Source organism: Amycolatopsis sp. BJA-103, assembly GCF_002849735.1.
GTDB lineage: Bacteria > Actinomycetota > Actinomycetes > Mycobacteriales > Pseudonocardiaceae > Amycolatopsis.
The window spans coordinates 4,500,413-4,513,491 of sequence record NZ_CP017780.1; the positions used below are offsets into that span (position 1 = coordinate 4,500,413).

At 69.5% G+C, this 13,079-nt stretch carries 14 protein-coding genes; 8 read left to right on the top strand and 6 right to left on the bottom strand.

From position 1 onward, the window contains the following. The first annotated feature begins 69 nt into the window (after positions 1 to 69). The 4 genes from wecB (at position 70) to BKN51_RS19345 (ending at position 5,267) form a co-directional block, all read left to right on the top strand. Complete coding sequence (wecB, locus tag BKN51_RS19330) at positions 70 to 1,284, top strand: non-hydrolyzing UDP-N-acetylglucosamine 2-epimerase (RefSeq protein ID WP_101608974.1); 1,215 nt, start codon at positions 70 to 72, stop codon at positions 1,282 to 1,284. Positions 1,285 to 1,288: 4 nt separating this feature from the next. Beyond that, the gene (locus BKN51_RS19335; protein ID WP_101608975.1) at positions 1,289 to 3,016 is read left to right on the top strand and encodes a DUF2334 domain-containing protein; all 1,728 of its coding nucleotides are present in this window, start codon (positions 1,289 to 1,291) and stop codon (positions 3,014 to 3,016) included. A gap of 15 nt (positions 3,017 to 3,031) precedes the next feature. Continuing rightward, positions 3,032 to 4,219: a cytochrome P450 gene (locus BKN51_RS19340; protein ID WP_101608976.1), complete on the top strand. Its 1,188-nt coding sequence runs from the start codon at positions 3,032 to 3,034 to the stop codon at positions 4,217 to 4,219. Between the two features lie 97 nt (positions 4,220 to 4,316). Next, entirely contained in the window at positions 4,317 to 5,267 is a 951-nt protein-coding gene (locus tag BKN51_RS19345; RefSeq protein ID WP_101608977.1) for an XRE family transcriptional regulator, read from the top strand. Here BKN51_RS19345 and BKN51_RS19350 read toward each other — a convergent pair. The 4 genes from BKN51_RS19350 to BKN51_RS19365 all read right to left on the bottom strand — a co-directional run bounded on the left by BKN51_RS19350 (position 5,254) and on the right by BKN51_RS19365 (position 9,438). After that, entirely contained in the window at positions 5,254 to 6,027 is a 774-nt protein-coding gene (locus BKN51_RS19350; protein WP_101608978.1) for a hypothetical protein, read from the bottom strand. The two genes, BKN51_RS19345 and BKN51_RS19350, sit on opposite strands and share 14 nt — an antisense overlap. Before the next feature lie 9 nt (positions 6,028 to 6,036). After that, positions 6,037 to 6,651, bottom strand: coding sequence for a papain-like cysteine protease family protein (locus BKN51_RS19355; protein ID WP_369862477.1), 615 nt, complete (start codon positions 6,649 to 6,651; stop codon positions 6,037 to 6,039). A gap of 335 nt (positions 6,652 to 6,986) precedes the next feature. Next, positions 6,987 to 8,549: an adenylate/guanylate cyclase domain-containing protein gene (locus tag BKN51_RS19360; RefSeq protein ID WP_101613319.1), complete on the bottom strand. Its 1,563-nt coding sequence runs from the start codon at positions 8,547 to 8,549 to the stop codon at positions 6,987 to 6,989. An 85-nt stretch (positions 8,550 to 8,634) separates the two neighbouring features. Then, positions 8,635 to 9,438 (bottom strand): class I SAM-dependent methyltransferase, encoded by an 804-nt coding sequence (locus BKN51_RS19365; RefSeq protein ID WP_101608980.1) that lies wholly within the window; start codon positions 9,436 to 9,438, stop codon positions 8,635 to 8,637. Positions 9,439 to 9,557: 119 nt separating this feature from the next. Here BKN51_RS19365 and BKN51_RS19370 point away from each other — a divergent pair, with 119 nt between their 5' ends. Together BKN51_RS19370 and BKN51_RS19375 are read left to right on the top strand one after the other, a co-directional pair. Continuing rightward, positions 9,558 to 9,809, top strand: coding sequence for a hypothetical protein (locus tag BKN51_RS19370; protein ID WP_168214353.1), 252 nt, complete (start codon positions 9,558 to 9,560; stop codon positions 9,807 to 9,809). 44 nt (positions 9,810 to 9,853) lie between these two features. Next, positions 9,854 to 10,315 (top strand): peroxiredoxin, encoded by a 462-nt coding sequence (locus BKN51_RS19375; protein ID WP_101608981.1) that lies wholly within the window; start codon positions 9,854 to 9,856, stop codon positions 10,313 to 10,315. On the opposite strand, the gene BKN51_RS19380 is transcribed toward BKN51_RS19375, so the two are convergent. Then, positions 10,312 to 11,022: a MerR family transcriptional regulator gene (locus tag BKN51_RS19380; RefSeq protein WP_168214354.1), complete on the bottom strand. Its 711-nt coding sequence runs from the start codon at positions 11,020 to 11,022 to the stop codon at positions 10,312 to 10,314. The genes BKN51_RS19375 and BKN51_RS19380 overlap by 4 nt on opposite strands. A 62-nt stretch (positions 11,023 to 11,084) precedes the next feature. Between BKN51_RS19380 and BKN51_RS19385 the strand changes: the two genes are divergently transcribed. Beyond that, a complete protein-coding gene (locus BKN51_RS19385) occupies positions 11,085 to 11,561 on the top strand; it encodes a DUF6194 family protein (RefSeq protein WP_101608983.1) in 477 nt (158 codons plus the stop codon). On the opposite strand, the gene BKN51_RS19390 is transcribed toward BKN51_RS19385, so the two are convergent. Beyond that, the gene (locus tag BKN51_RS19390) at positions 11,558 to 12,118 is read right to left on the bottom strand and encodes a putative immunity protein (RefSeq protein ID WP_101608984.1); all 561 of its coding nucleotides are present in this window, start codon (positions 12,116 to 12,118) and stop codon (positions 11,558 to 11,560) included. The two genes, BKN51_RS19385 and BKN51_RS19390, sit on opposite strands and share 4 nt — an antisense overlap. A gap of 58 nt (positions 12,119 to 12,176) precedes the next feature. On the opposite strand from BKN51_RS19390, the gene BKN51_RS19395 reads away from it, so the two are divergent. Then, positions 12,177 to 12,893, top strand: coding sequence for a TioE family transcriptional regulator (locus BKN51_RS19395; protein ID WP_101608985.1), 717 nt, complete (start codon positions 12,177 to 12,179; stop codon positions 12,891 to 12,893). The last annotated feature ends 186 nt before the right edge of the window (positions 12,894 to 13,079 follow it).

Sequence of the window (13,079 nt, forward strand, 5' to 3'; positions counted from 1 at the left end):
CTACCACTCCTTCGTGACTTCAACGACGAATTCACGCCGTACCAAGCGCGAACCCGGAAGAAGGACCAGGTGCGTAACGCACAGAACGAGACCGACGCCATGCCCGAAATCTGGCTGGTCGCGGGAACCCGCCCGGAAGCCGTGAAACTGGCCCCGGTGGCCAGGGCCTTAGCTTCCGAAGGCCGGATGCGGCCCGTGGTCGTGGCCACGGGCCAGCATCCCGAAATGGTCGACCAGGCCTTGGCGACCTTCGGATTGACGGCGGATGAACGGCTGACCCTGAATCGGCGAACGGGGTCCCAACCGGAACTCCTTTCCGGACTCCTCCTGGGTTTGGAGGAAATAGCCGGGCGACGTCCGCCCGCCGCCGTGGTCGTCCAGGGCGACACGACGACGACGTTGGCCGGGGCGCTGTCGGCGTTCTGGCGGCGTGTTCCCGTCGTGCACCTCGAGGCGGGCCTCCGCTCGTTCGACCTGGGAGCGCCGTTCCCCGAGGAGCTCAACCGGAAACTGGTGACCCAGGCGGCCGCGCTGCACCTCGCCCCCACTCCCGACGCCGCCGCGAACCTGCTGGCCGAAGGGGTGCCCGAGGAGAACGTGCTCGTCGCGGGCAACACCGTCGTCGACGCGATCCTCACGGTGACGGACAAATCCACCACGGTGCACGATCCCGAACTGGCGACGCTGCTCGAAAACGCGACCCGCGGCGCGGTCAAACTGATGCTGGTCACCCTGCACCGCCGGGAATCCTGGGGCGAGCCGATGCGCCGGGTCCTGCGCGCGGTGGCCGAGTTGATGGCCTCGGACCCGGAACTGCGGGTGGTACTTCCCGCACATCCGAACCCGCAGGTGCGTGCCCTGGTCCGCGAGGAACTGGCCGCGACGCCGGGTGTGCTGATCACCGGGTCGCTGCCCTATCCCGAACTGGCGGCGACCCTCGCGGCCAGCACGCTGGTGCTCTCCGATTCGGGCGGTATCCAGGAAGAGGCCCCGACTTTCGGCGTCCCGGTCCTGGTGCTCCGTGACGTCACCGAGCGCATGGAGGCCGTGAACGCCGGTTGCGCGCTGCTCGTCGGCACCGACGGCGAGAAGATCGTCTCGACCGCGACGCGACTGCTGAACGACCCGGCGGCGCGGACGCGGATGATGAGCAGCGGCAACCCGTTCGGCGACGGCGCCGCCTCCGAACGGACCGAGCAGGCACTCGCGCACCTGCTGGGGCTGGCCGCGGATCTGCCCGCTCCGTTCCGGCCCGCCTCCGCGAGCGATCTGGCCGAGGTCTGACCCGATGACGAAGGACAAGGGCACGCAGCGCTTTCGCCTGCCCGCTTGGTTCCGGCTCGCCGTCGTGGCGGTCGTCGCGGTCACCGTCGCCGTCGTCGTCCTGGTCCAGGTCACCAAGAAGACTCCGGTCACGGCGTCGCCGCCCGCCACGCCGGTGTCGCTCGCCGGTCGCGCTCCCGAGGCGGGCAAGGCGGGACTACCGGGCCCCGGCGGCGATCCGGACCGGCGGACCCTCGTGCTCTACGACGACGGGCGAAAGAAGGACGGAACCACTTCCCCGCCCGACGAGGTCAAAACGGCCGAGGCGTACGCGATGTTCACCGCGAACCTCGTTTCCCGTGGCACCGCTTGGAAACTGCAGCCCGCCGCCGACTACCGGCCGCGGCAGGCGGACGAGTTCCAGGCCATCGTGTACCTCGGCTCGATCTACGACGCGTCGCTGCCGAAGGCGTTCCTGACCGACGTCACGACGACCCGGATCCCCGTGGTCTGGATCGGCGCCAACATCTGGCAACTGCACGCCAGTTCCGGCAAGGCGGCCGGTGGTCCCGGCTGGCGCGCGGAAGGCTACCGCGACGACAACCCCACCACCGTCACCTACAAGGGCACTCCCCTGCGCCGCGATCCGCGTTCGGGCACCGGGGTCGTCGCGATCGACGTCCGCGATCGGACGAAGGTCCAGATCTTGGCCGAAGCGAGTGCTCCGGGCGGCACGCCGTCACCCTGGGCTGTCCATTCAGGACAGTTGACGTATCTGGCCGAAGTTCCTTACGCCTACGCCGAAGCGCAGGACCGCTATCTCGCCGCGGCCGACATCCTGCTGGGCGTCCTGTCGCCACAGGCGCCGGATCGGCACCGCGCGCTGGTCCGGCTCGAGGACGTCGGTCCGAGGACGAAGCCCGAGGAACTCCGGCGGATCACGGATTTCCTGATCCAGCAGCAGGTTCCGTTCTCCCTCGCGGTCTACCCGTACTACTCGGATCCGCAGGGCCGGGCCAACAACGGCGACCCGACCTCCGCGCGGCTGGTGGACTCGCCGGAGCTGGTCGGCGTGCTCAAGGACGCCGTCCAGGCGGGCGCGACGCTGATCATGCACGGCTACAGCCACCAGAGCGACAGCGGCCCGAACCCGTACGACGGGGTGAGCGCGAGCGATTTCGAGTTCTACAAGGCCAGTGTCGACGGCGAAGGCGTCGTGCACATGGACGGGCCGATGCCCGAGGACTCGGCTCAGTGGTTCGACCAGCGCATCGCGACCGGCCTCGGGGAATTCCGGCGGGTGGGCCTCCCGGAGCCGACGATGTTCGAGTTCCCGCACTACGGCGGTTCCGCCGTGGACTACCAGCAGACCACCGCGCTCTTCCAGGGACGCTACGACCGCGGCAGCTACTACGCGGGCTTCTGCCCCGGCGGCCGCTGCGGCTCGACGGCCACGGCGACCTCGGAACAGGTGTACGGCCAGTTCTTCCCGTATCCGGTGCGCGACGTCTACGGGGCGAACGTCGTCCCCGAGAACATCGGCAACGTGGCGCCCATCGCGTTCAACCAGCACGCCGCCCGCACCGCCGTCGACATGCTCGCCGACGCCCAGAGCGCGCTCGTCGTCCGTGACAACGTGGCGAGCTTCTTCTACCACCCGTTCCTCGGCGAGGGCGGCCTGCGGGATCTGGTGAACTCGTTGCGGGCGCTGGGGTACCGCTTCGTCACACCGGCGGAGATCCTCGACGGCTGAGCATAGGATCGGGCCATGCTCGAGAACCTGCTCACGCCGGAGACCAGGACCGATCCGTACCCGTTCTACCGTCAGGTCTTCGGCCGCGGACCGGTGTTCGAGGCCGCCGACCGGTTCTTCGTGGTGAGCGGGTTCGAGGAGGCCTCCGCGCTGCTGAAGAACCCCGCGTTCGGGCATTCGGAGCCGGAGGTGCTGCCGGATCCGCACGAAAACGAGCCGGTGGACGACGAGGGCCGCGTGATCCGGTCGTTCCTCGGGCTCGATCCGCCCGATCACACGCGGCTGCGGCGGCTGGTCTCCAAAGCCTTCACGCCGAGGATGGTCGAGCAACTCGCCCCGCGAGTCGAAGAACTGGCGAAGGAACTGGTCTCGAAAGCGCTCGAAATGGGCGAATTCGACCTGATGACCGAGATCGCGAAGCCGCTGCCGGTCGTCGTCATCAGCGAGATGCTCGGCGTGCCCCTCGCCGATCGCGACCGGTTCGAGGGCTGGTCGCACGCGATGGGGCGCGCGCTCGACCCGTCCTTCCTGATCGCGAAGGAGACCGTCGCCGCGGCGGTCGCCGCCCGCCGCGAGTTCGTCGCCTATTTCCGCGAACTGGCGAAGGACCGGCGGAAGCGGCCGACCGGCGACCTGTTCTCCGACCTGGTGTCGGTTTCCGACGAGGGCGACAGACTCAGCGAGGGCGAGCTGGTGATCACCGCGATGCTCCTGCTGGTCGCCGGGCACGAAACGACGACCAACCTGATCGGCAACGGGATCCTCGCGCTGCTGAACCACCCGGAGCAGCTCCGGAAACTGGCCGACGACCGGTCGAAGATCCCGAACGCGGTCGAGGAGATGCTCCGGTACGACTCCCCCGTCCAGCTGACCACCCGCATCGCCTTGCGGGACGCGACCGTCGGCGACCGGTTCGTCGGCGAAGGCGCCCAGACGGTCGTTCTGCTGGGAGCGGCCAACCGCGACCCTCGCGCGTACGAGGACCCGGACCGCTTCGACGTCGACCGGCCCTCACCGAGGCATCTCGCGCTGGGACAGGGCATCCACTTCTGCCTCGGCGCCCCGTTGGCACGGCTGGAAGGGCGGACCGTGTTCGAAGCGCTGCTCGGCGCGGGCCTCGCCTTCCACCGGACCTCCGAGCCGGCCTGGGTGAAGCAGGTGACGTTGCGCGGCCTCTCCGGCCTGCGGCTCGAGTTCGCCTGAGGGGGCGGAAAGTCCGGTTCTCGACCTTCGACGGTTGCCGTCCGCCACCGGACTGCAACATGCTGTGCGCCCGACCCGGTCCCGGTGGGGGTGCCCTATGTACCAGGAAACCAAGGAGCCCAGCGCACGGCGAGCGGTGCCGGACGCGGTCAGGTCCGGCCCCTTCCATCGCGCGCTTTCCGAGGCGGTGGATCACCGCGGCCTTTCCCTGTCCCGGATCCGGGCGCATCTGGCGGCACGCGGGGTTTCCGTGGCCGAATCGACCCTGAGCTACTGGCAGCGCGGACTCCGGCATCCGTCGACGCCGCGGTCGCTCGACATCGTCCGCGCGCTCGAAGCGGTGCTGGGCCTGCCCGCGGACAGCCTGGTCGTCCTGATCGGCCCGCAGCGGAGGTCTCCCGGCGAAGGCGACCGCAGGCCGTCGTTGCCGGAACTACGGCAGAGCTGGGCCGAAACCTGCTCGCTGCTGGACGAACTGAGCGAGTCACCCGGTGCGGCGGGAAACGCGAAGGTCGACGTCGTGACCGTCGTCGACGTGCTGACCATGACGGTGGAAGGCCGGATCGTGGAGATCACCTCGACGATGGTCGTCCGGGCGCGGGAAACCGGAGCGGACGGCTTCGTGGTGACCCACCAGGACGAACCCGGCACCGACATGGAGGCCACGTCCGTCGTCGCCGTCGACGGTTGTCGAAGAGGCAGAGTGCGAAGAAGTACCTCATCACCGGGAATGGTCTTTGAGCTCCTCTTCGACCGTGGCCTGGCCGAGGGCGAGACGCACACCTTCGCGTTCACGTTACACCTGGCCGAGTCCGTCCGTTCGACCTGTTTTCACCGGACAGTGCGCTCTCGCATGTCCGCCTACCTTCTCCGGATGCGGTTCGACGCCGGAGCGATCCCGGCCCGCTGCGTCAAAACCGTCCGCGAGCGCGAAGAACTTCCTCCCGTGGTCAGCGAACCGTTGTTCTGCGGGCCGGGAGCCACGGTCAGCGCGTATTTCGAAGACCTCGGCGTCGGGATCGCCGGAATCGACCTCATCTGGGAGTGAGCCGGCGCTTGCGCCAGACCAAGAACACCGCGAGGGCGAGCACGGCCACTCCCCCGGCGATCGATCCGGCCAGAATCGCGACGGGCACACCGCCGTCGACGGGCTGCGGGCCGGCCGGGGCGAAGCCGATTCCTTGATTGCGCTGATAGTCCGAGCCCGGCATCTTGTCGCCGTAACGGTCGTGCACCTTCCGCTGGTAGTCGGGAAGCGAGAGGGACTTTCCCACCTCCGACTGGGGAAGGCTCGCCCGCAGGAGTACGACGTCGTCCGCGCCGAGGTCGTACCAGCCGTCGATCTGAGGTTCGTTGAGCAGGACCGAACCGGGCCGGAGCCGGGCGCTGAAGGTCTCTTCGTCGTTCCCGGAGAACGCGCCGGCCGCGACCCACTTTCCCGGGCCGTCCGGCATCGCCTGCAGAGTCGCCTTCTGGCCGGAGTCGGCGGTGGCCGTCACGGCGACGGAACTCAAAGCACCGGCCGGGGCGCCGGCGGTGCCGCGGACGAAATCGGGATTGAGCGTGTAGACCGCCACACCGCGCTCGCTGACCGTGATCCGCTGCGGCTCGATGCGGTCGACCTGCCGGAAGTTCGATTTCGCGAGACCGATCGCGCCCGGCTCACCGGCGACGCGCACAGCGGCGGCGAGATCGTCGGCCGAGGGCGGGACGACTCCTTCGCTCGCCGCGGCGGGCGACGTGACCGGCAAGAGTGCCGCGACGGCCAGCACGAGACAACCGGAGAACTTCCGGCAGATCCTGTTCATGACCGCGTCTCAGCCCTTCCGGATGTTGACGATGGTGTCGTTCCAGGTGTGCTGGGCGTTGCGGCGGTACTGGTTGTAGTTCCAGGTCTTGTACCGCGGGGAAGACGCCCACGGGTCACCGACCATGATGGACTGGCTCGTGGTGTCGTAGCCGTAGATCACCTGGGCGTGGCCGCCGCCCGAAGTCCAGTAGATCCCCGTCAGGTTCAGGATCCCGGAGTCGACCTGGCTGACGACCGAGGTGAAACCGATGGGGCCACCGGCGTCCTGCGCGGAGAAGCCGGTACCGCGGAACCCGCGGATGATCTCGGAGATCTGTGCCGCCTGGTTCGGGCAGTACCCCGCCTGCGTTCCCTTGCCCGCCGCGCAGAACTGGGCCTGCGTGGCGCTTCCGCCCATCGAGCGTTCGATGCTCGAACCGTCCGCGGCCCAGCACCACTGGTTGTACTGCTGCACCTGCTGGGTGTAGTTCAACTGCTTGGAGGCCGCGGTCGAGGCGACCGTCATCGCCGTGCCCGCGACCGGGGCGATCTCGCGCACCTGGGTGTGGGTCTCGGTCTTGATCAGACCGCTGGGCCGGTCGCCGTCCCCGCCGGGCTGCGCGAGGGCGGCGGCGGGCACCATGCTCAACGCGAAGACCGCGGCACCGGTCGCCAGCACGGCCCGGGTCACCCGCCGACTCGATAAGCTCTTCACAGATGTCTCCTTTGACATGGGGATGGGGAGAGGCGCACCAAAGGTGGCCGCCGGCCGGACGAGGTGCTCCCGGCCGAGATCACCGTGCGCCGCGGCGCCCCCGGGGACAACGCCCTCGCGCGACGGTCAGGAAACGCTGTGATCGTTCACAGGAAGCGCGACGTCGGGACGGCAGGAAAGCGCGGGTCCACGGAGTCACGACGCGCGGACACGCGCAAGATTCACTGTCCGTTCACAAGAGCTGTGAATCCGCCACCAAAGGCTCAGGGACGCGGGGTCGCGAGCGTCGTGGGGCGGGTGCGACCTCGCAAGGTGACGTCCTCCGTCGCCTTCCACTGTGCGGCCTCGGCCTCGGCCGCCGACTCGATCGCCGTCCACGAAGCGAGCAACCGGGCTTCGACGTTCTTCGCCAGTTCCGTGAGCCGGGCGGCTTCGTTGACCGGGTCGCCGATCACCGTGTACTCGAACCGCCGCGGGTCGCCGACGTTCCCGGCGACCACCTCGCCCGTCGCCACGCCGATCCCGGCCGGGCATTCCGGCACCTCCGCCGCCAGCCTGCGCCCGATCGCGCGGGCCGCGGACAGCGCGAGCGTCGCGTGGTCGTCCAGCCGCACCGGCGCGCCGAAGATCGCGAGCGCGGCGTCACCGACGAACTTGTTGACCAGCCCGTGGTTGCGATCGACCTCGTCGACCACCACCGCGAAGAACCGGTTGAGCAGGCCGACGACCTCCTCGGGCGGACGGCTCGCGGCCAGCGCGGTCGAACCGATCAGGTCGACGAACAGCACCGACACCGTCCGCACCGTGCCGCCGAGTTCGGCGGACGTGCGCATCGCCTCGATCGCGACGTCCTCGCCGACGTGCCTGCCGAACAGATCCCGCAAACGTTCGCGTTCGGCGAGACCGACGGCCATCCCGTTGAAACCCGCCTGCAGCAGACCGAGTTCGGTGCCGTCGTAGACCGGGATCTCCACGGCGAAGTCCCCGGCCCGCACGCGGCCCAGCGCGTGCTGCACCGACCGGATCGGGTTCACCACGGCGCGAGCGGTGAACACCGTCACCAGCAGGCCGAAGCACAGCACCACCAGGCCGAGGGCGACGACCGAGACCGCGAGCTTCGTGGTCGACACGTCGCCGCGCACCCACGCCAGCACCGCCGTGACCACCAGCCCGGCGACCGGAACGCCGGTGCCGAGGCACCAGAACAGCAGCATCCGCAGGTTGACCCCACCGCTGAGGGGCCGCTCGGGCGAGGTGCCCGCCAAGGCAAGGGCCACGTACGGCCGGAGGATGAACTCCCCTGCCAGATAAGCGATCGCGCAGACGACCACGCCCGCGAACGCGACGACGAGCAGTTCGGTCAGCGCGACCCGCGGCTGCACCAGCGCGGCCAGCACGCCGAACACCACGGTCGCGATGCCCCACAACACCGCCTGGACCAAGGTCAGGCGCAACGGCACGCGGAGGCAGGCGGCGCGCTCCGCGTCGGTCGGCGTCCGGCCGTCCGCCGCCCAGCGCAACGTCCGCAGCGCGCCGCGGGTGCCCCACATCGCCCCCACGACGACGGCGGAGACCACGTAGACGGGGACAGCGATCGCGGTGACCCGGACGAGTTCGCCGGACATGCCGGGTGAGGGCATCAGCAGTGCCGCCAGGCCGACCACGACCAGCGCGCCGATGACGTTGGTCGCGATCAGCGTCCCGGTGAGCAGTCCCTGGACGCGACGGCGCAACACGGCCGCGTCCTGATCGAGCGGACCGAGCAGCCATGAGCCGAACGGCCCTTGCCCGCGGTCCCGAACAGAGGAGTCCTTGACTGGTCGCACCCCGTACCCGCCGTTCACCCGGTTTGAGTGAACGACTGTACACCGAAACCCGCCACCCCTCGCGTTTAGTCCTCTGAACGCGGGGTCAGCCGACGGTGCCGGAGCCGATCAGCGTGGTGACGTCGAGCTCGGTCACGCCCTCGTCGCGCAAGGAATCGAGATAACGCTCGCGTACCTGCTCGACGACAGCGGGTTCGAGATCGGAAAGAAGACCCCGGAAGCCGGAACCGATGATGACCAGCCACGCCACTTCCGGCGTCATGGTCAGCCGCAGTTCGTTGACCACGACGTCCACATCGGACAGACCACGCGCGGAAAGCCACTCGGCGTAGCTCCCGGCCTGGTTGATCCGGTCGATCAACCCGGGCTCGCGTTCCGGCGGCGGCGCGGAATCGGTCACCGCGGCCATCGCCCGGCCGACGTACCGGCCCGCCGTCACCATGGATCCGCCGCGCCAGATGGTGAACACGGCCCGCCCGCCGGGCCGGACCCGCCTGATCAGCCGCTCGGTGCCGTCCGCCATGTCGGGAAAGAAGAAAATGCCGAGCGCGGTCAACACCGCGTCGTACCCGTCGGTTTCCCACGCCGTCGCGTCGGCTTGGTGCGCGCGAAGCTGCGGCAGGTCCGCCGACAACCGGCGCAACTCGCCGATCATCGGACCGGAGAGGTCGAGCGCGTCCACCACCCCCTCGGGGCCGACCACCCGCGCCGCCGGGATCGCGGACGCGCCGGTCCCGCAACAGGCGTCGAGGACACGGGCTCCGCGGCCGAGTCCGGCGGCCGCCACCGTGGCCGCGCCGATCGGCTCCCAGAGATAGCGCCCCAACGCGGCGAAATCGGCCGCCGCTTCGTCGAAGGCACGCTGCGTGCCGACCTTGCGAGTAGACATGCCGCGACGATATCCGTTTTCGCACCCTCCGGGTCCTTGTTACCTACGACGGACGGAGGCCGCGAGAACGCCCATCCAGCGGGCGAACCGCGAACCACTCCCGCTCTACCGTGGTCGGCATGAGGAAAACACTGCTCGCGTTGCTCGGCGCGGCCGCCGTCCTGGGCACGATCGCCACCCCCGCTTCCGCGAGCACGCAGGAGACCAGGGAGTTCGTCGGGCACGGGTCGAGCGACTTCGGCCTCGAACTCGTCTACGCCCGGCACGACGCCAGGAACCAGGCGACCTGGGCCGGTTTCCCGGACTGCGAGGAGTACGACAAGATCCTCTTCCCGTACAACGCGACGGTCTTCTGGCGCTGCACCCGCTGAGATCCGGGACCAATCCGGCGCGCACCCGGCTCCGAAAGCCGGACATGGACCAAGGAGACCTCGCCCCGGACTTCACCCTGCCCGACGACACCGGCCAGGACCGCACACTGTCGGACTTCCTGTCCACCGGCCCGGTCGTGCTGTTCTTCTACCCCGCCGCGATGACCGGTGGCTGCACCGCCGAGAGCTGCCACTTCCGCGACCTCGCCGCGGAATTCGCCGACGTCGGCGCCCACCGCGTCGGGATCAGCCCGGACGGCGTCACCAAACAGCGCGAATTCTCCACCCTGCACGGTTTCGACTACCCGCTGCTGTCCGATGTGGATGGTGCCGTAGCCAAGCAGTTCGGCGTCTGGCGCAGGTTCAGCCCGCTGCACGCCAAACGGCGCACCTTCGTGATCGACACCGACCGCAAGGTCCTCGAGGTGATCAAGAGCGAGCTGAAGTTCGACGTCCACGCGGACAAGGCGCTCGCGGCCCTGCGCGAACGGAAGACCACGGCCTAGCCTGCCGTGGCGATGAGCGAAAGCGCGGCGGTGCCGTCGAAAAGCGCTCGCGAGCGGGCCGTGATCGCGGCCTCCCGGACGGCGAGCGCTGAGGCGACGTCCTCCAGCCTCCGGGATCGCCGCAACTCCGGCATGAGCGCGCGAAGGGGCGCGACGCGATACCCGGCGAGCCGCAGCTGGTGCACGATCCGCGCGTCCCGCACCTGGGACGGCGTGTACCGCCGCGTCCCGCGCTGATCGCGGCCGGGGACGACGAGCCGTTCCGCGTCCCAGTGCCGCAATGTCGACGGACGCAGACCGAGCGCCGACGCGAGTTCGGAGACACCCATCGAGTCCGAGCCGCGCACGTCTTCGATCGGTTCGCGGGAGATCACCCGGACGGCTTCCGTGGCCTCCCGCAGATCCGCGCGTTCGGCGTCGAGCCGGGCATGGGCCGCGTCGAGGAGCGCGAGCACCTCGGCGAGTGGGTCACGGTGCAGCGCGCGGACGATCTTCTTGGCCTCGACCGGCCCCACCCCGGCGGCGAGCGCGCGATAGGCCAGCGCGGACCGGAGATGGACCTCCCCGTAGCTCCGGTACCCCGAGGCCGTCCGCGTCGCCTCCGGGAGCACGCCGTCGCGTTCGAGGTTGCGCACCTGCTGGACGGAGTACCCCGCCCGCCGCGCGACCTCCGCGGTGCGCATCCCGGCCGATTTGAGACTTGACACCTTCACTCCGTCGGAAACGTGGTCGAACCCTCCATAAGCACTTTAATGTGACGCTTGAGCACATGACCATCGAAGAGATCATCAGCTTCGTGTCGGACCTCGACGGCGTCCTGGCCCTCACCCCCGCGCCCGGCGACGACTGGCCGGAGCTCAGCTGGGGCGACGCGTTCTTCTACTACTCACCCGACGGCGTCGTCCCCACGAACGTCCAGCCCTTCGCGACGGTCGTGACCAAGAACTACCCCGGCGACGAGACCTCGCGCCTGGACCGGCCGGACACGTTCCGCGTGAACATCCACGCCGGTAAGGAGGAGTTCGCCCGGCGGCTCGGCCGCGCACCCCGGGAAGCGGCCGGAACCGACGTCGACCCCGGCGTCACCGACACCGTGATCGCCCATCCCGTGTACGGAACCGCGGGCTGGCTGGCGGTGGTGAACCCGGCGTCCCGGACCGAAGAGGTCACTCGCGAACTGCTCGGCACGGCCTATCAGCGAGCGCGGGAGCGGTACGAGCGGCGAGCGGACTCCCCACGCGCTTAGAGGACCGAACGCGACCGCAACGACGCGTCCAGCGTCCGCAGCAACTCCCCTGCCCGGCGACCGCCGCCCGGGGCGTCCGGGTAGCGCTTCAGGACGTCCACCACGACAGGACCGGCGAGACCGGCAAACTTCTCGACGTACCCGGCGCCGACGGCGGGGTCATCACCGGCCTCGAGTTCGAAGGCGCGCGCCGCATTCGCGGCGGCTCCCAGGATGTGCAGGACCTGAGTCGCTTTCGCCAGCGGATGCAGATACGCGGACGCTCCCGCGTGGCCGGCGGCCCGGGCCGCTTCGAACGCGGCTTCACGACCGCTTTCCCTGGCGGCCCGAGCCGCCCGGTGCGCGTCCAACGAGGTCACCCGCAACGCCTTCGTCCGCTTGCCCCCGGCCGCGAACCGGCGTGCCTCGTCGAGCACGGCCCGCGGACGCGGATCCTCCGGGCACTCGCGCTCGAAGATCGCCAGGGCGGGCTCCGCGCAGGCCACGGAGAAGGCCGTGACCGCACGTAGTTCCGCCAGGTCGAGGTCGATCGTGAGGTTCTGTTCCGCCGCTGCCATTCACTCGACTGTATCGTTGAATCGCCGGTTGGCACTTCGCAGCGACGATGGCAGGACAGTGGGCCGAAACCTTCAAACCCGCGAACGGCTCAGGCCGGTCGATCTCGCGCGTAAGCACGGTCTGTCGACGCAGGCCGTCCGCAACTACGAGGCGGACGGCATCCTCCCGGCGGCCGAACGCGGTCCGCAGGGCTATCGCACCTATACCCCGCTGCACGCGCAAGCCCTGCGCGCGTTCCTCGCGCTCGTGCCGGGACACGGCCACGCGACGGCGACGTCGATCATGACCGAGGTCAACCGGGGCGCGGTCGAGGAGGCGCTCCGGCTCGTCGACGAGAGTCACGCCCAGCTGCTCGACGACCGCCGCACCCTCCAGGCCGTCGCGGCCGCGCTCCGCGAACTCGAGCCCGTGCCGCAGGAGCGGGGCGACCTGTTCGTCGGCCCGCTGGCGCGGAAACTGGGCGTCCGGCCCGCCACCCTCCGGAAATGGGAACGCGCCGGCCTTCTCCGGCCCGAACGCGACCCGCGGACGGGCTACCGCGTGTACAGCCCGGCCGATGTGCGCGACGCCAAGCTGACCCATCAGCTCAGGCGGGGCGGCTATCTCCTGGAGCGGATCGCGCCGCTGATCGAGCAGGTCCGCTCGGCCGGAGGCGTCGTGCCCCTCGAGTCGACACTGCACGACTGGCACACCCGGCTCTCGGCGAGGGGCCGTGCCTTGCTCTCCGGCGCCGCCGCGCTGGACACCTATCTCGGCGAGAACCCGAATCGCTGACACTTTTGCGCCATTGACACTTCCGCGCAATAGAATACGCAGGCAATTCACGTTTTCCGCATACGAAAGTAGTACCGGTTCAACGGAACCTACTTTCGGCGCTACGACACGATAGTCAGCCGCTCGTAATCTGCGTGACGTCGAGATGAACCGCCCGGTCCCTGCCTTTTAGAACATATTCCGGCG

What these genes read in the sequence shown, in the direction of transcription:
- BKN51_RS19335 (WP_101608975.1), top strand. Translation starts at nt 1,289, where the DNA reads ATGACGAAGGACAAGGGCACGCAGCGCTTTCGCCTGCCCGCTTGGTTC.
- BKN51_RS19340 (WP_101608976.1), top strand. Translation starts at nt 3,032, where the DNA reads ATGCTCGAGAACCTGCTCACGCCGGAGACCAGGACCGATCCGTACCCG.
- BKN51_RS19345 (WP_101608977.1), top strand. Translation starts at nt 4,317, where the DNA reads ATGTACCAGGAAACCAAGGAGCCCAGCGCACGGCGAGCGGTGCCGGAC.
- BKN51_RS19350 (WP_101608978.1), bottom strand. Translation starts at nt 6,027, where the DNA reads ATGAACAGGATCTGCCGGAAGTTCTCCGGTTGTCTCGTGCTGGCCGTC.
- BKN51_RS19355 (WP_369862477.1), bottom strand. Translation starts at nt 6,651, where the DNA reads ATGGTGCCCGCCGCCGCCCTCGCGCAGCCCGGCGGGGACGGCGACCGG.
- BKN51_RS19365 (WP_101608980.1), bottom strand. Translation starts at nt 9,438, where the DNA reads ATGTCTACTCGCAAGGTCGGCACGCAGCGTGCCTTCGACGAAGCGGCG.
- BKN51_RS19370 (WP_168214353.1), top strand. Translation starts at nt 9,558, where the DNA reads ATGAGGAAAACACTGCTCGCGTTGCTCGGCGCGGCCGCCGTCCTGGGC.
- BKN51_RS19375 (WP_101608981.1), top strand. Translation starts at nt 9,854, where the DNA reads ATGGACCAAGGAGACCTCGCCCCGGACTTCACCCTGCCCGACGACACC.
- BKN51_RS19385 (WP_101608983.1), top strand. Translation starts at nt 11,085, where the DNA reads ATGACCATCGAAGAGATCATCAGCTTCGTGTCGGACCTCGACGGCGTC.
- BKN51_RS19390 (WP_101608984.1), bottom strand. Translation starts at nt 12,118, where the DNA reads ATGGCAGCGGCGGAACAGAACCTCACGATCGACCTCGACCTGGCGGAA.